19 protein-coding genes and 1 tRNA gene are annotated in these 20384 nt (G+C 68.0%); 19 read left to right on the top strand and 1 reads right to left on the bottom strand.

Annotation, left to right across the window (positions count from 1 at the left end; translation table 11 throughout):
- The first annotated feature begins 39 nt into the window (after nt 1-39).
- The 13 genes from H623_RS0103590 (at nt 40) to H623_RS21650 (ending at nt 13405) form a co-directional block, all read left to right on the top strand.
- Nucleotides 40-801: an ABC transporter ATP-binding protein gene (locus H623_RS0103590; RefSeq protein ID WP_022899579.1), complete on the top strand. Its 762-nt coding sequence runs from the start codon at nt 40-42 to the stop codon at nt 799-801.
- Entirely contained in the window at nt 798-2246 is a 1449-nt protein-coding gene (locus tag H623_RS0103585; RefSeq protein ID WP_084485553.1) for an ABC transporter permease, read from the top strand. Before H623_RS0103590 ends, H623_RS0103585 begins: the two co-directional genes overlap by 4 nt.
- Before the next feature lie 42 nt (nt 2247-2288).
- Nucleotides 2289-3053 carry an alpha/beta fold hydrolase gene (locus tag H623_RS0103580; protein ID WP_022899577.1) on the top strand — a complete coding sequence of 255 codons (765 nt, stop codon included), beginning with the start codon at nt 2289-2291 and terminating at the stop codon, nt 3051-3053.
- A 134-nt stretch (nt 3054-3187) separates the two neighbouring features.
- A complete protein-coding gene (locus H623_RS0103575) occupies nt 3188-4051 on the top strand; it encodes a fumarylacetoacetate hydrolase family protein (RefSeq protein ID WP_022899576.1) in 864 nt (287 codons plus the stop codon).
- 244 nt (nt 4052-4295) lie between these two features.
- Nucleotides 4296-6059 carry a 2-isopropylmalate synthase gene (gene leuA / locus H623_RS0103570; RefSeq protein WP_022899575.1) on the top strand — a complete coding sequence of 588 codons (1764 nt, stop codon included), beginning with the start codon at nt 4296-4298 and terminating at the stop codon, nt 6057-6059.
- Complete coding sequence (locus H623_RS0103565; RefSeq protein ID WP_022899574.1) at nt 6060-6884, top strand: aminoglycoside 3'-phosphotransferase; 825 nt, start codon at nt 6060-6062, stop codon at nt 6882-6884.
- Nucleotides 6885-6957: 73 nt separating this feature from the next.
- Nucleotides 6958-7821 carry a DNA repair protein RecO gene (gene recO, locus H623_RS17560; RefSeq protein ID WP_022899573.1) on the top strand — a complete coding sequence of 288 codons (864 nt, stop codon included), beginning with the start codon at nt 6958-6960 and terminating at the stop codon, nt 7819-7821.
- The gene (locus H623_RS0103555; RefSeq protein WP_022899572.1) at nt 7818-8627 is read left to right on the top strand and encodes an isoprenyl transferase; all 810 of its coding nucleotides are present in this window, start codon (nt 7818-7820) and stop codon (nt 8625-8627) included. Before recO ends, H623_RS0103555 begins: the two co-directional genes overlap by 4 nt.
- Before the next feature lie 136 nt (nt 8628-8763).
- Nucleotides 8764-10365 carry a sugar ABC transporter ATP-binding protein gene (locus tag H623_RS17555; protein WP_022899571.1) on the top strand — a complete coding sequence of 534 codons (1602 nt, stop codon included), beginning with the start codon at nt 8764-8766 and terminating at the stop codon, nt 10363-10365.
- Nucleotides 10362-11360 carry an ABC transporter permease gene (locus tag H623_RS0103545; protein WP_022899570.1) on the top strand — a complete coding sequence of 333 codons (999 nt, stop codon included), beginning with the start codon at nt 10362-10364 and terminating at the stop codon, nt 11358-11360. Before H623_RS17555 ends, H623_RS0103545 begins: the two co-directional genes overlap by 4 nt.
- 56 nt (nt 11361-11416) lie before the next feature.
- Nucleotides 11417-12397: an ABC transporter substrate-binding protein gene (locus tag H623_RS0103540; RefSeq protein WP_022899569.1), complete on the top strand. Its 981-nt coding sequence runs from the start codon at nt 11417-11419 to the stop codon at nt 12395-12397.
- A 130-nt stretch (nt 12398-12527) separates the two neighbouring features.
- Entirely contained in the window at nt 12528-13259 is a 732-nt protein-coding gene (locus H623_RS17550; RefSeq protein ID WP_022899568.1) for a DsbA family oxidoreductase, read from the top strand.
- Complete coding sequence (locus H623_RS21650) at nt 13256-13405, top strand: hypothetical protein (RefSeq protein WP_022899567.1); 150 nt, start codon at nt 13256-13258, stop codon at nt 13403-13405. The genes H623_RS17550 and H623_RS21650 overlap by 4 nt, the downstream gene beginning before the upstream one ends.
- Nucleotides 13406-13454: 49 nt before the next feature.
- Here the strand turns inward: H623_RS21650 and H623_RS0103525 are convergent, their stop codons facing one another.
- Nucleotides 13455-13925 (bottom strand): aminoacyl-tRNA deacylase, encoded by a 471-nt coding sequence (locus H623_RS0103525; protein ID WP_022899566.1) that lies wholly within the window; start codon nt 13923-13925, stop codon nt 13455-13457.
- 108 nt (nt 13926-14033) lie between these two features.
- Between H623_RS0103525 and dusB the strand changes: the two genes are divergently transcribed.
- The 6 genes from dusB (at nt 14034) to H623_RS0103495 (ending at nt 20351) form a co-directional block, all read left to right on the top strand.
- Nucleotides 14034-15236 carry a tRNA dihydrouridine synthase DusB gene (gene dusB, locus H623_RS0103520; RefSeq protein ID WP_022899565.1) on the top strand — a complete coding sequence of 401 codons (1203 nt, stop codon included), beginning with the start codon at nt 14034-14036 and terminating at the stop codon, nt 15234-15236.
- 7 nt (nt 15237-15243) lie between these two features.
- Nucleotides 15244-16530, top strand: a complete 1287-nt coding sequence (locus H623_RS0103515) for a deoxyguanosinetriphosphate triphosphohydrolase (RefSeq protein WP_026939873.1) — start codon at nt 15244-15246, stop codon at nt 16528-16530.
- A 30-nt stretch (nt 16531-16560) separates the two neighbouring features.
- Nucleotides 16561-18447: a DNA primase gene (dnaG, locus tag H623_RS0103510; protein ID WP_022899563.1), complete on the top strand. Its 1887-nt coding sequence runs from the start codon at nt 16561-16563 to the stop codon at nt 18445-18447.
- Between the two features lie 69 nt (nt 18448-18516).
- Nucleotides 18517-19329, top strand: coding sequence for an ATP-binding cassette domain-containing protein (locus tag H623_RS0103505; RefSeq protein WP_022899562.1), 813 nt, complete (start codon nt 18517-18519; stop codon nt 19327-19329).
- Between the two features lie 90 nt (nt 19330-19419).
- Nucleotides 19420-19492, top strand: a tRNA-Asn gene (locus H623_RS0103500).
- 154 nt (nt 19493-19646) lie between these two features.
- Nucleotides 19647-20351, top strand: a complete 705-nt coding sequence (locus H623_RS0103495; RefSeq protein ID WP_211217962.1) for an MgtC/SapB family protein — start codon at nt 19647-19649, stop codon at nt 20349-20351.
- The last annotated feature ends 33 nt before the right edge of the window (nt 20352-20384 follow it).

The following is a 20384-nucleotide window of genomic DNA, read 5'->3' as shown; positions in this document are numbered from 1 at the left end:
CGATGCGAGCGACGTTGTCACCTCCATAGCGTGGAACGCATGAAGATCAATCCCTCCGACCTCGGCCTGGCGGCGCGCGTCACGGGTCTCACGAAGACCTACGGCAGGGGCGACGGCGCCGTGACCGCACTGGACGACGTGTCGGTCGGCATGCGCCGGGGCGAGTTCACCGCGGTCATCGGTGCGAGCGGCTCGGGCAAGTCGACGCTCATGCATGTCATGGCCGGGCTCGACACGCCCACGAGCGGGCGGGCCTGGCTGGGGGACAGCGAGCTCACCGCACTGGGCGACCGTGAGCTGACGCGTGCGCGCCGGCGGGGAGCGGGATTCGTGTTCCAGTCCTTCAATCTGGTGCCGGTGCTCGATGTGCGGGCGAACATCCTGCTGCCGTTCGAGCTCGACGGCAGACGTCCCTCGCGGGACGATCTGCAGTGGATCGACCGGCTGATCGACTCGCTCGGCCTTGCGGCGCGCGCGGGGCATCGACCGCACGAGCTCTCCGGTGGTCAGCAGCAGCGGGTTGCGATCGCCCGCGCGCTGGCGACCCGCCCCGACGTGATCTTCGCCGACGAGCCCACGGGCAATCTCGATACGCGCACCGGTCGTGAGGTGCTCGCGCTGTTGGGGGAGTCCTCCCGTGCGCACGGGCAGAGCATCGCGATGGTCACGCATGATCCGGTCGCCGCGAGTCATGCCGACCGGATCATCATGCTGTCGGACGGACGGATCGCGCACGACGGTGGGCCGCTGCCGGCCGGCGATGTCTCCGACCTCATGCTTTCCGTCGAGGTGGCGCGATGAGCGCGTCAGCGGCGCTGAGACGGCCGGCAACGCGGGCGAAGGAGCGCCGCATCCGCCTGCGGACGGGGAGCGCGGTGCGCGACAATGTCGCCACCGTTCTCGTCGCGGCGGTGAGTGCGCTGTTCGGCACGGTGCTCGTCGAGGCCACGTCGATCATCACGACGGCGACGGATGCCGCGGGCGCGGGAGGCGGGACGATCGGCATCGCGCTCGCGACCGTCTCGGCGGTGTTCCTGCTGCTGGCGGTGTACGTCGCGTCGGTGGTCACGGCGAACACCTTCGCCACTGTCGTCGCCGGACGCCGGCGGGCCATCGCGCTCCTGCGCGTGGTGGGCGCCGAGGCGTCGACCGTGCGCCGGTCCCTGGCGCGCGAAGGCCTGCTGATCGGTGCCGTCGGTGCCGCGGCCGGGCTCGTTCTCGGTGTGGGCGCGGCATCCGTGACGGTGGCGATCGGCCTGTCGCAGTCGTGGTTGCCGCAGGCACACTTCGATCTGCTGTCTCCCGTGCTGCTCGCGCCGGCCGCGATCGTCGCGCTCACCACCTGGGCCGCGGCATGGGCCGGCAGCCGTGGCGTCACTGCGGTCTCTCCGCTGGAAGCGACCGCAGCGGCAGCGGCACCGGGACCGGAAGTGGCGCGAGCCCGCTCGCGTTCGGTGTCGGCGGTCGTACTCGTAGTCTCAGGAGCCGGGCTGCTGGCCATCGGCGTGCTGGTCGGGACGCGGATGCCGGTCGGGCTGCTGATCTCGTTCGTCGGCGGTGTGCTCTCGTTCTCGGGAGTGCTCGTCGGTGCCCGCCGCATCATGCCGGGTCTCCTGCGTCTCGTCGGTCACGCGTTCGGACGTTCCCCGGCTGCCCGCATCGCGGTCGCCACCACGGCGCGTCATCCGGAGAGGAGCACCCGCGCCACGATGGCGGTCGTGATCGGCGTGACACTGGTGACCACCTTTGCCGTGGCGCTGAGCACCTACAGCGACGTCGTGATGGCGAAGCTCGCCGAAGAGGCGACCTGGCGCGCCGCCCTCGGCGACACGATCGCCGTGACGATCGGCGTGTTCTCCGCCCTGGTCGGCTTCGCGGCGCTGAGCGCGGCGATCGGCCTCGTGAACACGCTGACGGTGGGCATGCTGCAGCGCACCAGGGAGCTCGGCCTGCTCCGGGCTCTCGGATTCAGCCGAGGCCGGCTCCGGGCGATGATCCTGATCGAGGGCGCCCAGCTCACCGCGGGCGCCATCGTCTTCGGCTTGATGCTCGGGACCGTGTACGGCTGGGCCGCGGCACAGTCCCTGCTGGGGTCGATGGCGCACGGGGTGGTCGCTCCGTCGGTGCCGTGGCCGGTGATTGGGGTCGTGGTGGGCGCGGGCATCCTGCTCACCGCCGTCTCGAGCATTGTGGCGACACGCCGCGCGGGTGTCGTCTCCCCGGTAGCGGCGCTCGCGGTCGAGTGAGGGGGCGGCCACCGGACCGTCACCGTTCCGTAGGCTGTGAGGATGCCACGCCGTCCCGATCTCCCCGCGCGTCACTTCACCGGCCGCGACGGTGCGCCGCTGGCCTACCGGGAGCTCGGCGAGGGCCGACCCGTCGTCCTCATTCACGGCTTCTTCTCCACGGCTTACGTGAACTGGATCCGTTACGGGCACGCCGAGCTGATCGCGAACGCGGGATTCCGGGTGATCATGCCCGATCTGCGGGCGCACGGCGACAGCGATGCATCGCAGGATCCGACACACTATCCGCGCGACGTGCTCACCGACGACGCGTTCGCGCTGATCGAACACCTGGGCCTCGACGACTACGACCTGGGCGGGTATTCGCTGGGTGCGCGGACCACGCTGAGGATGCTCGTGCGCGGCGCCGAACCCGGACGCGCCGTCATCTCGGGCATGGGTCTCGGCGGCATGACCCACGTGCAGAAGCGCAACGAGTTCTTCCACCGCGTGTTCGACGGTCTCGGGCGGCACGAGAGAGGAAGCGCCGAGTGGCGATCGGAAGCGTTCCTGCGCACGACGGGCGGGGATCCGGTCGCACTGCGCATGGTGCTCGACACGTCGGTCGGCACGAGCGTCGAGGAGATCGAGGACATCGCCACTCCGTCGCTCGTGCTCATGGGCTCGGCGGACGACGACCACGGATCGGGCCGCGACCTGGCCGACCTGCTGCCTCTCGCGCACTACGAACAGGTGCCGGGCAACCACATGAGCGTTGTCACCGAGTCGGCGTTCGGAGCGGCGATTCGCGACTTCCTCATCCGATGACCCGGCGGAGACCGGAGCGTGCTCTCGCCCGAGAATCGACGTGTTCAGAGCGAACGGGCATCCGGTAGAGTGCACGGGAACCCGTATTGGTCGGATGTTTCCGCACACCGTTCACTCGTCGAAAGCAGGCAGCGTTGCGCATCGCGAATCTCTCCTCCCGTCTCGTCCTCCTGAAGCGCGATCGCGCCCTCGACGTCGAGAAGGCCAGCGACGGCCGCTTCGGCCCCAACCCGCAGTCCGTCTACGAGCGGTGGAGCGAGTTCACGCGATGGGCTGCCGACCAGGATGCCTCGGCGGGCGATCCGTTCGATCCGCGTGATCTCGGTCCGGCCGTCCCTCGGCCGCCGCAGGTCTTCGCGATCGGGCTCAATTATGCGAACCACGCGGACGAGTCCGGATTGAAGCTGCCGGAGAACCCGATGGTGTTCACCAAGTTCGTCTCCAGCTTCACCGGTGCCGACGTGGAGATCGAGTTGAGCGGCGACACCGTCGACTGGGAGGTGGAGCTCGTCGCCGTGATCGGCGAGGGCGGGCGTGACATTCCTGCGTCGGAGGCGTGGGATCACGTGGCGGGCCTGACGATCGGGCAGGACGTCAGCGACCGCACCGTGCAGTTCTGGGGCGAGCCCGCGCAGTTCTCGATCGGCAAGTCGCTCAAGGGATTCGCTCCCATCGGTCCCGCCGTGGTCACTCTCGACGAGCTGGCCTCGGTCGCCGATCGCTCGGATCTGGCCATCGGCTGTACGCTCGCGCGGGCCGACGGTTCCACCGAGGTGCTGCAGAGCGGACGCACGCGCGACATGATCTTCCCGATCCCGGAACTCGTCGAGCGCCTCTCCGCTCTCGTCGAGCTGTTGCCGGGCGACGTGATCTTCACCGGCACGCCGGACGGCGTGGGCCTGGGTCGCACCCCGCGGGTCTATCTGGAGGCGGGGCAGAGCGTGACCAGCGAGATCGAGGGGTTGGGGAGCATCCGCCAGCGTTACGTCGCGTCGTGACCCCGGACGTGTCGCTACCGGACGTGTCGTGACCGGACGAAGCGCATTCACGCTGCCGCTCACGCACGTGCCTCTGCACGGGTGGGCGGCAGTGCCGCGTCGCGGGTGTACCCTTTTGAACGTGTGCTCCGGCCTGCTCCTTCTTAGCCGCCGCGACGAGGCCTAGTTCTCTCGGCCTTCCTCGTCGCGGAGTTCGTCGTCGGTTGACCGGGATTCGCGAGAACGAGAAGAAGTAGAGCACGAGATGAAGAACACACAGCAGCCTTCTGCGATGCCGATCCACAAGTATCGGCCGTTTCACGAGCAGATCCGCGTCGACCTGCCCGATCGCACCTGGCCTGACGCGCGCATCACCACGGCGCCGCGGTGGTGTGCCGTCGACCTTCGCGACGGGAACCAGGCGCTGATCGACCCGATGAGTCCCGAGCGCAAGCGGATCATGTTCGATCTGCTCGTGCGGATGGGATACAAGGAGATCGAGGTCGGCTTCCCGTCGGCCAGCCAGACCGACTTCGACTTCGTCCGCAGCCTGATCGAGACCGGTGCCATCCCCGATGATGTGACCATCCAGGTTCTGACGCAGGCGCGCGACCACCTGATCGAGCGAACATACGAGGCGATCGCCGGTGCCAAGCAGGCCATCGTGCACCTCTACAACTCGACGAGCGTGCTGCAGCGCAAGGTGGTCTTCCGGTCCGACAAACAGGGGATCATCGACATCGCGCTGCACGGGGCGCGCAAATGCGTCGAGCTGGAGAAGACGGTGCCCGGCACGACCGTGTACTACGAGTACTCGCCGGAGAGCTACACCGGCACCGAGCTCGAGTTCGCGGCCGACATCTGCAACCAGGTGCTCGAAGTCTTCACGCCGACGGCCGAGCGCAACGTCATCATCAATCTGCCCGCGACCGTCGAGATGGCGACGCCGAATGTCTACGCAGACTCGATCGAGTGGATGTCCCGCCATCTGAACCATCGCGAGAACGTGATCCTGTCGCTGCACCCGCACAACGACCGCGGCACGGCGATCGCGGCCGCGGAGCTCGGCTATCTGGCGGGCGCGGATCGCATCGAGGGTTGCCTGTTCGGCAACGGCGAGCGCACGGGAAACGTTGACATCGTCGCTCTCGGGGTGAACCTGTTCACGCAGGGAATCGACCCCCAGATCGACTTCAGCGACATCGACGGCATCAAGCGCAGCGTCGAGTTCTGCAACCAGCTGCCCGTGAACGAGCGGCACCCGTGGGTCGGCGATCTGGTCTTCACCGCGTTCAGCGGGTCGCACCAGGACGCGATCAAGAAGGGGTTCGAAGCGATGGCCGCGGATGCCTCCGAGCAGGGCGTCGAGGTCGACGAGCTCGTGTGGGCGGTTCCGTATCTGCCGGTGGATCCGAAAGACCTCGGGCGCAGCTACGAAGCCGTGATCCGGGTGAACTCGCAGTCCGGTAAGGGCGGTGTCGCATATCTGCTGAAGAACGACCACTCGCTGGATCTGCCGCGAAAGCTGCAGATCGAGTTCTCCGGCGTGGTGCAGGCGAAGACGGACGCCGAGGGCGGCGAGGTGACGAGCGACCACCTCTGGTCGATCTTCGCGGACGAGTACCTGCCGAACACTCACGAACAGGAGAAGTGGGGCCGTTTCGAGGTGCAGTCGACGGCCACGAGCAAAGACGAGTCCGGAACCGTGGCCCTGCGGGTGAAGCTGCGCGACGGTGACGAGGTGGAATGGACGGAGGCTTCCGGCAACGGCCCGATCGACGCGTTCCTCGCGTTGATGGCGCACCGTGGAGTCCAGGTGTCCCTCTACGACTACGTCGAGCACACCATGTCCGAGGGCGGCGACGCGCAGGCGGCCTCCTACGTGGAGCTGCAGGTGGGCGACCACCGTCTGTGGGGTGTGGGCATCGACTCCGACACGGTGTCGGCGTCGCTCAAGGCGATCGTCTCCGCCGTCAACCGGGCAGTGCGGGTCGGCGGAGTCGCCTCGCCTCAGCTCGCGTCGGTCTGAGTGAGGGAACCAGAGACTCCCGGCGGAGCCGCGCCCGACTCGGGCGCGTCCGCCGGGGCGCACGGTGCTCTCGCCATCGCGGGCGCACCGAAGGCGTCGTTCGTCGTCCCCGCACCGCTCAGGAGGCGGTTCGGGGACGACGTGGACGAGATCGTCTGGGTCAATGAGGTGGGCGGCGTCACGGTGCGCGCCAACCTGGGTGGTCGTGCCGTGTACGCGAAGTGGGCGCCGCCGGGCAGCGAGCTCGATCTCGCCGCCGAGGTGCCACGGCTTCGCTGGGCAGCGGCTCATGTCGTGGTTCCCGAGGTGATCGACTTCACCAGCGACGCCGACGGTGAGGTCCTGATCACGGCCGCTCTGCCGGGCCAGAACGCCGTGTCGGAGACTTGGCGGTCTCGCCCGGAACGCGCCGTTCGCGCGCTCGGCAGCGGCCTGCGCGCCCTGCACGACGCGTTGCCCACCGATTCCTGCCCGTTCTCGTGGTCAGCGACCGAGCGCATCGCGCGCACCCGCGCCGAGGGCACCCCCGAGCGCGTCGCCGCCCTGAGCCGGTTGCCCGCTGCGCCGTCCATCGACCGGCTCGTGGTGTGCCACGCGGATGCCTGTGCACCGAACACCCTGCTGGCCGACGATGGCAGCATGGCCGGTTTCGTCGACCTGGGTCGCCTGGGCGTCGCAGACCGGTGGGCGGACATCGCCATCGGCGCCTGGAGCACGGAGTGGAACTACGGGCGAGGCTACGCGGAGCTCTACTACGAGTCGTACGGTGTGCGGCCCGACGCCGAGCGCATCGCGTTCTACCGTGCCCTGTGGGACGCGTCGTGAGCTCGGTCGGCACGCGGCCATGCCACCGCCGCGCCGCGCAGGTCGGACGGCGTCCTGCAGCGATAATGGGGTGATGCCCACCTACCGTGATGAAGCCGTCGTGCTGCGCACCCACAAACTGGGTGAGGCCGATCGCATCGTCACGCTGCTGACTCGTTCGCATGGCAAGGTGCGAGCGGTGGCGAAGGGCGTGCGGCGCACCGCCTCGAAGTTCGGCGCACGGCTGGAACCGTTCATGGTCGCCGACGTTCAGCTCTATGAGGGCCGCAGCCTCGACGTCGTGACGCAGGCGGAATCGCTGGGCGCCTATGGTGCGCCGATCGCGGCGGACTACGAGAGCTTCACCTCCGCCAGCGCCATGGTCGAGACCGCCGATCGCCTGACGGAGGCGGAAGGCTCCTCACAGCAGTACCTGCTGCTCATCGGAGCGCTGCGGTCCCTCTCGCGCGCCGAGCACGAGGCATCCCTCACGCTCGACTCGTACTTGCTGCGCGCCCTCGCGCTGGCGGGCTGGGCGCCCAGCTTCGACGCGTGCGCGCGATGCGGGAAGCCGGGGCGGCATGGCGCGATCGTGGTGCAGCTCGGGGGAGTGGTCTGCGCCGACTGCGCGCCGCCCGGTGCGCCGCACGTCGGTGACAACGTGATCGACCTCCTCTCTGCGCTCCTGCACGGCGACTGGCCTACCGCCGAGGCGACCGATGACGCGGCACGTTCCAAGGCGAGTGGCATCATCGCCGCGTACACGCAGTGGCACCTGGAGCGTGGCTTGCGCTCACTCCCGCACGTGACACGCGGCGATCACCGGCCGCCGCCTGGTGGCGGCCGAGCGCCGACATGGCAGGCTTCTCCCGCTCCGGCGCCGGTTTCTGCCTCGCGCTCAGCGTCCGGCGCGGGAGCGGCGGACGTTCAGGCGGGAACGGACAGAGCGAGCGCATGAGCCCGAAGCCCTACACACACAAGGATGCCGTCGAGTTCCGCCCGCTCGATTGGACCGGCATCCACCCCCCGGCGGTCCCGACTGCAGCGGTGCCGGATCACGTGGCACTGGTGATGGACGGCAACGGGCGCTGGGCCAACCGTCGTGGCCTGACGCGCATAGAGGGTCACAAAGCGGGAGAAGCGTCGCTGCTCGACGTCGTCGCGGGAGCGATTCAGATCGGCGTGAAGCACCTGAGTGTCTATGCGTTCTCCACCGAGAACTGGCGTCGGTCTCCCGACGAGGTGCGGTTCCTGATGGGGTTCAACCGCGACGTCCTGCATCGACGACGCGACCAGCTGAACGAGTGGGGGGTGCGCGTGAGGTGGGCCGGCAGGAGGCCCCGGCTCTGGGCATCCGTCATCAAAGAACTGCAGTTCGCCGAGCGCCTCACCGCTCACAACGATGTGCTGACGCTCACCATGTGCGTGAACTACGGCGGACGCACCGAGATCGCGGATGCCGTGCGCGACATCGCCGCGGAGGTCGCAGCCGGCAGGCTCCGGCCGTCGACGATCAGCGAGAAGACGATCCAGCGACACCTCTACACGCCGGACCTGCCCGACGTCGACCTCTTCGTGCGCAGCTCGGGGGAGCAGCGCACGAGCAACTTCCTGCTCTGGCAGAGCGCCTACGCGGAGATGGTGTTCCTCGACACCCTCTGGCCCGACTTCACGCGTTCAGACCTCTGGCACGCCATCGAGATCTACGCCGCGCGGAATCGCCGCTTCGGAGGTGCCGTCGACGCCCCGACGGAATCGGCCTGACCGGTTGCCTGCAGTCGACGCTCGCGCGGAACCGGTCACGATCGTGTTCCTTCGATAACCATCGGATGTTTGACGTTGACACGCCAGACATCCGATGTTTACACTCACGGGTGACCCCGATGGAGAGGAACCGTACGTGAGCAACCCGAGCGGCGATGGCACGAACGCGCGCGGTCCGATGAGCGGCGATTATCTGCTCCAGGTCTCCGGGGTGAGCAAGGAGTTCCCGGGCGTCAAGGCGCTCGACCAGATGCACCTCGAGCTGCGCAAGGGCGAAGTGCTCGCGCTAGTCGGGGAGAACGGTGCGGGAAAGTCGACACTCATGAAGCTGCTCGCCGGCGTCTACACGCCGGACTCGGGTCGCTTTCTCCTCGACGGTGAGGAGGTCGAGATCTCCGGGCCGAAACACGCGCAGGAGCTGGGTGTGTCGATCATCCATCAGGAGTTCAACCTGATGCCCGATCTCACGGTCGCACAGAACATCTACATCGGCCGGGAGCCGCGGTGGGGTGATTTCCTACTCTCGGAGAAGCGGCTGAACGAGGCCGCGTCCGCGTTGTTCGAGCGGCTCGAGCTGCCGCTCGATCCGCGACAGAAGGTGTCGGAGCTCACCGTCGCCAAACAACAGATGGTGGAGATCGCCAAGGCGCTCTCCTATGATGCGCGCGTCCTGATCATGGACGAGCCGACGGCGGCGCTGAACGACGCCGAGGTTGCGGTGTTGCACGATCTCATCCGACGTTTCCGCACTCCCGAGACCGGCGTGATCTACATCTCGCACCGTATGGACGAGTTGAAGGCCATCAGCGACCGGATCGAGGTCATCCGCGACGGCCGCTACATCGACACGCTCACCACGTCGGAGACGACGATGCGCGAGGTCATCTCGCTCATGGTCGGACGTGAGTTGAAAGAGAACGTACGCCCCGAGACCGAGCACGGTACCGACGAGGTGGTGCTCGCGGTGCGCGGGCTGAGCACGAAGGAACTGCTGCATGACGTCTCGTTCGAGTTGCATCGAGGAGAGATCCTCGGTTTCGCCGGGCTCATGGGTGCCGGCCGCACCGAGGTCGCGCGCGCGATCGTCGGCGCCGACCGGCACAGCGCGGGCGAGATCGAGCTGAAGGGCACGAGCGTGCGGCTGCCGAATCCCTCCGTGGCCGCCGCCAACGGGATCGGCTATCTCTCGGAGGACCGCAAGCGCTTCGGCCTGCTCCTGGATCAGCGCGTGGGATTCAATGTGGCGCTCAGCTCGCTGACGAAATACGTCGGCCTCGGCGTTTTCATGAAGGACAACGCGATCCGCGTGACCGCCCGCGAGATGGTGGAAACCCTACGCATCAAGACGCCGTCGATCGATCAGACGGTGCAGAACCTCTCGGGTGGGAATCAGCAGAAGGTCGTCATCGCCAAATGGCTCGTCAAGGACTGCGATGTGCTGATCTTCGACGAGCCGACGCGCGGCATCGACGTCGGCGCCAAGGAGGAGATCTACCAGCTCCTCAATCGCCTCGCCGCGGAGGGGAAGGCGATCATCATGATCTCGTCCGAGCTCCCCGAGGTGCTGCGCATGTCTCATCGAGTGGCCGTGATGTGCGAGGGCCGGCTCACTGCGTTGCTCGCTGCCGATGAGGCCGATCAGGAGTCGATCATGCACTACGCCACGCTGCGCCCCGACGTGCTCGGTGCCGTCGACGAAACCCCCGAAGCCGAAATGCAGGAAGCAGGAACCCGATGACACAGACCGCCGTGCAGGGCGCACAGGCGCCGGCTCTGAACCGAGGCCGGCTCCGCGCCGGTCTGCAGCAGCTGCTCGCATTCGCGAGCCTGATCGTGATCGTGATCTTCTTCTCGCTCACGAGCGATGTCTTCTTCACGTACGACAACCTCGTCAACAACGTGCTCGTCTCCACGGTGGTCGTCGGGCTGCTGGCGGTCGGCACCACGTTCGTGATCATCACCGGTGGCATCGACCTGTCGATCGGCACCGGCATGAGCCTCTGCGCGGTGATGTCGGGCGTGTTCATCGAGAACCTCGGCCTGCCGCTCTGGCTCGGCGTGCTCGGCGCCGTGCTCGTCGGCGGCCTGATCGGGGCGGTGAACGGTGCCGCCGTGGCGTTCTTCAAGTTCCCTCCGTTCATCGCGACGCTGGCCATGATGCTCATCGCGCAGGGCCTCGCGCTCGTGATCTCACACACCTCGCCGATCTACTTCACGAAGGCGCCCGGATACATCGACCTGGCGTCCGGATCGATCATCCCGGGCATCGACGTGCCGAACGCCGTGCTGATCTTCTTCGTGACGGCCATCATCGCGGCGATCCTGCTGAACAAGACGATCGTGGGCCGGTACACGTATGCGATCGGCAGCAACGCCGACGCGACAGCCATCTCGGGTATCAATGTTCGGCGCTGGACGTGGGTCGTCTACGTGATCGGGGGGCTCTTCATCGGCCTCGCCGGCGTGATGATCTCGGCACGCCTCGCCTCTGCGCAGCCGGCCACCGGGCAGGGCTACGAGCTGCAGGCCATCGCCGCGGTCGTCATCGGCGGCACGTCGTTGGCCGGCGGAAAGGGCTCGATGGTCGGCACCGTGATCGGCTCGCTGATCATCGCCGTGCTGAACAACGGGCTCCAACTGATCAGCGTGCCGCAGGAGTGGCAGAACGTCGTCCTCGGCTGCGTCATCCTCTTCGCCGTCTACATGGACATGCTCCGGCGTCGCGAGCGCTGACGAGCACACCGTACCCAGAATCCCTGCACCACAAGATCGAAGGAGATCACCGTCCCATGAACAAGAAGAAACTGCTCGGCACGGCTGCAGCGGCCACCGCGCTGGTGCTCGCCCTCGCCGGATGCTCCGGGTCCGGCAACTCGAGTTCCTCCGGATCCTCAGACAAGAAGCCCACGGTCGCCATCATCGCCAAGGGCTTCCAGTTCGCCTACTGGCAGGCCGTGAAGAAGGGCGCCGAGCAAGAGGCCAAGAAGCTCGGAGCCAGCATCACGTTCGACGGTCCGCCGAAGGAGACCGACGTCGACCAGCAGATCACCATGCTGCAGACGGCGTTGGCGAAGAAGCCCGATGCGCTCGGCTTCGCCGCCCTGGACTCGAAGGCAGCGGCACCGTACATGCAACAGGCGAAGTCCGACGGCATCCCCGTGATCGCGTTCGACTCCGGCGTCGACAGCCCGGTGCCGGTCACGACGGCAGCGACGAACAACAAGAAGGCGGCGGCGCTGGCGGCCAAGCACATGGCCGATCTCATCGGCAACAAGGGCACGGTCGCGGTCGTCGGATTCGACCAGACGAGCGAGTCCGGCAAGGACCGCATCGACGGGTTCCTGAACTGGATGAAGAAGAACGCGCCCGACATCAAGGTCCTGACCCCGCAGTTCGGCGCCGGTGACCTCACGAAATCGGCCGACATCGCGAAGAACTTCCTCACGGCCAATCCCGATCTCGCCGGCATCTACGGCGCGAACGAGGGCTCAGCCGAAGGCGTGGCGCAGGGCGTGAAGGAGGCAGGCATGTCCGGCAAGGTCACGGTCGTCGGCTTCGACTCGGGCAAGGCCCAGATCGACGCCATCAAGGATGGCACCATGGCCGGAGCGATCACGCAGAACCCGGTCGGCATCGGCGAGAAGGTCGTGTGGGCGGCGCTGCAGGCCATCAAGGGCAAGTCCCTGCCGAAGACGATCGACACGGGCGCGTACTGGTATGACAAGAGCAACCTGAACGACCCGAAGATCCAGGCGCTGCTCTACCAGTAGAGCGAGGGCGGCATCGCACGTCGGTGCGCAGGCGAGCGTGGGGTCCGGGCGAACCCGGCAGCACGCTCGCCTGTCTGCTGTCTGAGCCGGCGTGCGGAATATGCCGAGCGGCGCATCCGTTGGCCCTGGCGTGAGTGATTCCATCAAGGTCGATATCTGGTCCGACGTCGCGTGCCCGTGGTGCTACATCGGCAAGCGCAAGTTCGAGGCGGGGAGCGGTCTGTTCGCCGGTTCCGGTGACGGCCGTGCGGTGGACGTGGAGTACCACTCCTTCGAGCTCTCCCCGGACACGCCTGTCGACTTCGACGGCACCGACGCCGACTACCTCGCCGAACACAAGGGAATCTCGCTCGAACAGGCGAACGAGATGCTCGAGCGGGTGAGCGGCATCGCGTCGCAAGTGGGGCTCGACTACGACTTCCCGTCCGTCAAGCACACCAACACCGTCAAAGCGCATCAGCTCATCCACTTCGCGAAGTCGAAGGGCAAGCAGGCGGAGATGAAGGAGCGTCTGCTCAAGGCGTACTTCGTCGAAGGCGGCCACGTCGGCCGTGACGAGTCTCTTGCCGACTATGCCGCGGAGATCGGTCTGGACCGCGAAGAGGCGCTGAGCGCGCTGGAGTCGGATGTGTATCTCGCCGACGTGCGGGCGGACCAGGCGGACGCGCAGGAGTACGGCATTCAGGGCGTCCCGTTCTACGTGATCGACGGCAAGTACGGCGTCTCCGGCGCTCAGGAGGCGGCGACCTTCGCCCAGGTTCTCGAGCAGGTCTGGAATGAGCGCGGGTCGGATGCCGCCGCGGCGCCGTCGGACACCGATGCTGCCGGGAAGGCCCAGGCATCCGACGAGGTCGGCGCATGACCGCGGGCACCCCACTGCAGCCCCTGGGCGACCCGAACGCCGTCGTCTGCGTCGGCGACTCGTGCGTTCTCCCCGCCGCCGACCCGGCGGCAAGACCCGGCGCCGAGCCGGTCACCTCGTCCGGTCCCGCCGCGTCGCCGCGCTGATGGCGTCGCGGCGCTGATCGCGTCTCCCGCTCGGGTCGCGCGAAGTGCGCTACTCCGGATCGGTGATGTCGGCGACCGTCGCATCGAACGCGGCGATCAGCTCGTCACCGTCGACGAACGCACTGTATCCGTGCTCACCGGCTCCCATCGCCACTCGCCGTCCCGCGACCATCGTGTCGGCGTACACGGGCCACGCGGTCGTGGAGCCGAACGGGGTGATCGTGCCGCGCTCGTACCCGGTCGCGTTCAGCGCGAGCGACGCCTCGGGAAGGCGGAGCTTGTTCACGCCCACCAGGGCGCGCAGCTTCGCCCAGGAGATCTTGCGGCCGCCGGGCACGAGGGCGAACAGGTAGTCGCCCTCGTGGCGCTTCACGACGAGAGTCTTCACGATGTCCGCCGGCTCGAGGCCGAGCAGCGTCGCGGCTTCCTGCAACGAGGATGCCGGCGGGCGTTCGACGATCCGCACCTCGACTCCGCGCGCGGCGGCATCCGTCATCACCCGTTCGCGTCCGGTGGGCATGGCTCTCGTGCAGTCCTTTCCCTGAGGCTTTTCCACAGTGGGCGTCAGTCGCCGGACATCTCTGCACAGCCCCGGTGTGTTCAGGGACATCTGAGAGAATCGTGAGCGATGGCTCCTTCCGCAACCCTAAGCCCCGCACCCGCGACGACGGCGCAGCTGAACATCGGCTCGTTGCGCCTTGGTGCGCCCGTCGTGCTGGCGCCGATGGCGGGCATCACGAACACCGCTTTCCGCCGCCTCTGTCGTGAGTACGGCGCCGGCCTCTACGTGAGCGAGATGATCACGTCGCGAGCGCTCGTGGAACGCACGCCGGAGTCGATGCGGCTCATCCGGCACCATCCGAGCGAGACGCCTCGGTCGATCCAGCTGTATGGCGTCGACCCGAAGACGGTGCGCGAAGCGGTCACGATGCTCGTCGCGGAGGACCGGGCCGATCACATCGACCTCAACTTCGGCTGCCCCGTGCCGAAGGTCACGCGCAAGGGCGGGGGTGCGGCGCTGCCGTGGAAGCTCGACCTCTTCCGCGCGATCGTGACCAACGCCGTCCAGGCGGCCGGCGACCTCCCGCTCACGGTGAAGATGCGCAAGGGCATCGACTCCGACCACCTGACCTACCTCGAAGCCGGACGCATCGCGGAGGACGCCGGCGTGGCATCCATCGCCCTGCACGCGCGCACGGCCTCGCAGTTCTACTCGGGCCAGGCCGACTGGGACGCGATCGCCACGCTCAAGGAGACGATCACGAGCGTGCCGGTTCTCGGCAACGGCGACATCTGGACGGGTGCGGATGCCGTGCGCATGGTCGAGCAGACCGGTTGCGACGGTGTCGTGGTCGGCCGCGGATGTCTCGGTCGGCCATGGCTCTTCGGCGATCTCGCCGCCGCGTTCCAGGCTCGTGCCGGCAACCTCACCGCCGACGAAGCGAGCGCCGCGACGGCCCGCCCCGGCCTCGGGCAGGTGATGGCCGCATTCCGACGTCACGCGGAGCTCCTCGTCGAGTTCTTCGAGAGCGAGGAGCGCGGATGCCGCGACATCCGCAAGCATGTCGCCTGGTACTTCAAGGGGTATCCGGTCGGCGGCGAGCTCCGGGCGAAGCTGGCGACGGTCGAGTCGCTCCAGCAGCTCGATGAGCTGCTGGGCACGCTCGATCCGACGGTGCCCTATCCGAGCGAGGGCGTGGAGGGCCCGCGTGGCCGTGCCGGCACGCCGAAGACGCCGGCGCTGCCTGACCGGTGGCTTGAGACGCGCACGCTCGCCTCCGACGAGCAGGCGACTCTCGCCGAGGCGGAGGTGAACTCGAGTGGCGGCTGAGCCCGGCATCGCACACCAAACCGGGCATCACGACCGCACGGCGGAGCAGGCCGGTTATAACGCTTTCGACCGTCAGCGGTGGCTTCCCGAGGAGCACTCCACGCGTCGTAGCGACTTCGCCCGCGACCGCGCGCGGCTCCTGCACTCGAGCGCGCTGCGCCGACTGGCCGCGAAGACGCAGGTGCTCAGCCCCACGGCAGGGCTCGACTTCGCGCGCAACCGGCTCACGCACTCGCTGGAAGTGGCGCAGGTCGGCCGGGAACTGGCATCCAGCCTCGGCCTCGACCCCGACGTCGTCGACACGGCCTGCCTGGCCCACGACATCGGGCATCCACCGTTCGGCCACAACGGCGAGCGCGCGCTCTCCGAGTGGTCGGCCGACATCGGCGGCTTCGAGGGCAACGCGCAGACCCTGCGGCTGCTCACGCGGCTGGAGCCGAAGGTGTTCGGCGTCGACGGGCACCCCTACGGCCTCAATCTCACACGGGCGAGCCTCGACGCCAGCTGCAAGTACCCGTGGCCGGCGTCGTCGTCGGTGGCCGATCCGAGCGGGCGCGCCAAGTTCGGCTTCTACGCCGATGATGAGCCGGTGTTCCACTGGCTGCGGGAAGGCGCCCCCGAGCGCGTGCGCTGCGTCGAAGCCCAGGTGATGGACCTCTCCGACGACATCGCCTACTCCGTGCACGACTTCGAGGACGCGATCGTCAACGGATACATCGACGTCAAGGCGCTCGGCAGCCGGGTCGACCACGACGCACTCGTGGGCTCGATGTACGAGTGGATCGGCGGCGAGGTCGAGCACGCGGAGCTGATCGAGGCGTTCGACCGTCTGGACAGCCTGGATGCCTGGCTCGACGACTGGGACGGCTCACGTCGCGCCCAGGCCAGGCTCAAGAACCTCACGAGTCAGTTGATCGGGCGCTTCGCGGTCTCGTCAGCACGGGCGACGCGGGAGGCGCACCCGCGCGGCAGCCTGATCCGGTTCGGCGCCGACGTGATCGTGCCGCGTGGCATCCAAGCCGAGATCGCCGTGCTCAAGGGGATCGTGGCGACGTTCGTGATGTCGCGCAACACCAGGCAGCCCATCTACGCGCGGCAGCGCAGCATGCTCACGGAGCTCGCGGATGCGCTGCTCGCCGGCGGCGAGGACGCGCTCGATCCCGGGTTCGCCGAGGACTGGCGACGAGCCTCGGACGACGCCGCACGCAAGCGCACCATCGTCGACCAGGTGGCGAGCCTCACCGACCAGTCCGCCATCGCGTGGTTCGAGCGTCTCACCCACCGCGCGCTCTGACGCGGCGCCGCGCTGACTAGAATCATCGCCATGGCGGGCCGTATTCGACAGAGCGATGTCGAAGAGGTCAAGGCCAGAACCAACATCGCCGACATCGTCGGCGATTACGTCGCGCTGAAGTCTGCCGGTGTGGGGTCGCTGAAGGGTCTATGCCCGTTCCACGACGAGCGCAGCCCGAGCTTCCACGTGCGCCCGCAGGTCGGCTTCTACCACTGTTTCGGCTGTGGCGAGAGCGGCGATGTCTACTCGTTCCTGCAGAAGATGGACCACGTCACCTTCGCCGAGGCCGTCGAGCGACTGGCGGCGCGCGTCGGGTACACCCTGAGGTATGAGGACGGCGGTCCGGCGAGGGAAGAGGCGGGAAACCGCGCCCGGCTGCTGGCCGCGAACGCGGCGGCCGAGGAGTTCTTCCGGGAGCGGCTGGGTGCGGCCGATGCGGATGCCGGTCGTCGGTTCCTCGGGGAACGCGGCTTCGATCCTGTGGCGGCCGAGCGCTTCGGCATCGGGTTCGCTCCGAACACGTGGGACTCGCTCGGCGCGCACCTGCGGGGCAGGGGATTCACGCCCGAGGAGCTGGCCGCATCCGGTCTCGTCTCGGTGGGCGAGCGGGGGAGCGCATACGACAGGTTTCGCGGCCGGGTGATCTGGCCCATTCGCGACGTCACGGGGCAGACCGTCGGCTTCGGTGCTCGGCGCCTTTTCGACGACGACAAGGGGCCCAAATACCTGAACACGCCCGAGACGGCCGTCTACCACAAGGCGCAGGTTCTCTACGGGCTCGATCTCGCCAAGCGCGAGATCTCCCGGTCGCACCGGGTGGTCGTGGTGGAGGGCTACACCGACGTGATGGCATGTCACCTGGCCGGCATCGGCACGGCGGTGGCCACGTGCGGCACGTCGTTCGGCGTCGACCACATCAAGGTGCTGCGCCGGGTGCTCGGCGACGACAGCGGACTCGGCGAGGTGGTCTTCACCTTCGACCCGGACGCCGCAGGCCAGAAGGCCGCCCTGCGCGCCTTCGGCGAGGAGCAGCGATTCACCGCGCAGACGTACGTGGCCGTCGGGCCCGAGGGCCTCGATCCGTGCGACCTGCGACTGGCGCAGGGTGACGCCGCGGTACGCCGCATGGTGGATGCCAAGCGTCCGCTCTTCGAGTTCGTCATCCGTCAGGCTCTCGGCAAGTACGACCTCGAGACGGTCGAGGGCCGCGCCGCCGCACTGCGCGAGTGCGCCCCGATCGTCGCCGGAATTCGTGACCCCGCCCTGCGGCCCGGCTACACGCACGAACTGGCGCGTATGCTCGGCACGGAGCTGAGCGAGGTGCAACAGGCTGTACGCCGTGCCGGGCAGTCGCGTGGTGGTTCCCCGGCGGCCGATCGCTCGAGCGCGCCGCAGCACAGGGGACGGGCCGACGTCGAGCCCGAGTCGCCGGTCCACGTCCCCGACGTGTCGCTCGCGAGCCTCGGCAGCGATCCATCGACCCGACTCGAACAGGGTGCTCTCATGGCGCTTCTGCAGTATCCGCAGCACGTGCCGCCCGAACGTGCCCGCATCGTGGTGCAGGCGGCGTTCGCGAATCCCTCCCTGGCGGTCGTCCGCGACGCCATCGCTACGAGCTTCGAGGCTTACGGAGCCACCGGATGGGTGGAGCGCGTGGCGGTCGAGGTCCCCGCTTCCTTCGCGGGCCTCGTGCGGCAGCTGAGCGTGGCTCCCGTGCCCGCGCGCGATGAGGCGGGCGCGGCCGTGTACGCCGCGTCGGTGACGGCGAACCTCGCCGATCGGGAACTGCTGCGACGCAAGGCGGATGCCCTGGGCCGACTGCAGCGCACCGATCCCACGGACTCTGCGGCCCGAGCCGCGCTCCAGAGGGAGCTCGTCGCGATCGACTCCGAGCGCACCGCGCTCCGGTCGGAGTGATCGGCGTGCGGAGAAGCCGAGGCGGGCCGTCGCTAATAGGCTGAACGTCATGCACCACGGAGTCGACGAATGACCGCACCGCAGTACCGCGACCCGATCGTGCTGAGCGACCTCTCCGCGGAGTACCCGCCGCGGGGAGCCTCCAGTGGGTGCGTCGCCCTGCGCGGCATCAGCCTGCGAGTGCGCCCGGATGAGGTGCTCGGTGTTCTCGGAGAGAGCGGCTCCGGCAAGAGCACCTTGGCACGCATCATCTCCGCCCGAGCGGCGGGAGCAGGCCCCGTGCCGCGCATCACCGGCGGCGACGCCACCGTCATGGGGTATTCGATGCGGCGTCTCAAGGGCCGCGAGCGCACCCGGCTGACGTTCCATGTCGGATACCTGCAGCAGGATGCCGGCGCCCGCCTCGATCGCGGATCCACGGTCGCCGACCTGGTCGCGGCCCCCATCTACGAGCGCGACAAGCACTTCAGCCGGCGCGAGGCCGGCGTGCGCGTGGCATCCATGCTGGATTCGGTTCAGCTGTCGCTCGGGGTGCTGCAGAAGTATCCCTACGAGCTGAGCAGCGGCCAGCAGCAGAGGGTGGCGATCGCCCAGGCGCTCGTGCTCGGCCCGAGTCTGCTCGTGGCCGACGAGCCGACTGCCGGAATCGATGTGACGGTGCGCGACTCGGTCGTCGACCTGCTCGCTCAACTGCACGGCATGCACGATTTCGCTGCTGTCATCGTCAGCCACGACGCCCGCGTGCTGCGCAACGCGACGGCCACGGTGGCGGTGCTGCAATCGGGCTCGCTGGTGGGATACGGGACGATGGAAGAGGTCTTCACGGCACCGATTCATCCGTATGTGTCGCAGCTCGCGGAGGCGCTCCGGTTGAGCGAGTGATGTTCCTCCGCCCCGACGCGCGCGGGCGTCGACGCGGATTTGTCCACCGTCCCGGCTTTGGTAAAGTAGTGAAGCCCCGCCAGGGGGCATTCCTCCATAGCTCAATTGGCAGAGCAGCCGGCTGTTAACCGGCAGGTTCTTGGTTCGAGTCCAAGTGGGGGAGCAATGATCAGGAGGCTCCGGTCGCGATGGCGACGGAGCCTTCGTCGTTCCGGTGGCGCGCCGACCCACCCACTGTGGCATGGAATCCGTATTGCACCGACCGCTGCGTGACGCAAGGGGTGCCGTGCGACGCGGCGCTCGCTAGCGTGACAGTGATGACGACGTCGATTCCACTGTTCGAGGGTCAAGGCTGGCTGCAGATCGGCGAGATTCTGTTGGCGTTCGTGCTGAGCTCGTTGATCGGGCTCGAGCGGCAGTTGCGCGGCAAGAGCGCGGGGCTGCGAACGCAGGCCATCGTCGGCACGGCGTCGGCCCTGTTCCTGCTCGTGAGCAAGTACGGCTTCATGGATGTGCTCTCGGAGCATGTGACGCTGGACCCATCTCGAGTGGCGGCGCAGGTGGTGACCGGCATCGGGTTCCTCGGTGCGGGCCTCATCCTGACCCGTCGCGGCGCGGTGCACGGCCTGACGACGGCGGCATCGGTCTGGGAGACGGCGGCGATCGGTATGGCGGCCGGAGCCGGGCTCTGGCTGCTCGCCATCGTCGTCACCGCACTGCACTTCATCATCGTGTACGGCCTCAGCGCTCTGATCCGAGTGCTGCCGCGAGGCCGTGAATCACAACTGGAACTCGAGGTGGTCTACCGGGACGGCGAGGGCCTGTTGCGATCCGTGCTCGCGGCCATCACCCACGGCGGCTGGGCGGTCAGCAGAACCGAGCCGCACCCCGCACCCGAAGGGGCCGCCGCGGTGACGCTCGAGCTGACCGGTGCGGAGAACGCCGCCGACCTCATGCAGCGTCTCAGTGGCATCGAAGGGGTGCACAGCGTGCAGCTGATCTCCTCCGACGAGCTCGAATAGAACCCGCCCGCGCGGGGTACTCCGCAGGGAGTA

The sequence above is a fragment of the Humibacter albus DSM 18994 genome, from assembly GCF_000421825.1.
GTDB lineage: Bacteria > Actinomycetota > Actinomycetes > Actinomycetales > Microbacteriaceae > Humibacter > Humibacter albus.
Note: the sequence above shows the minus strand (reverse complement) of the source record. Positions and strands in the feature narration are given on the sequence as shown.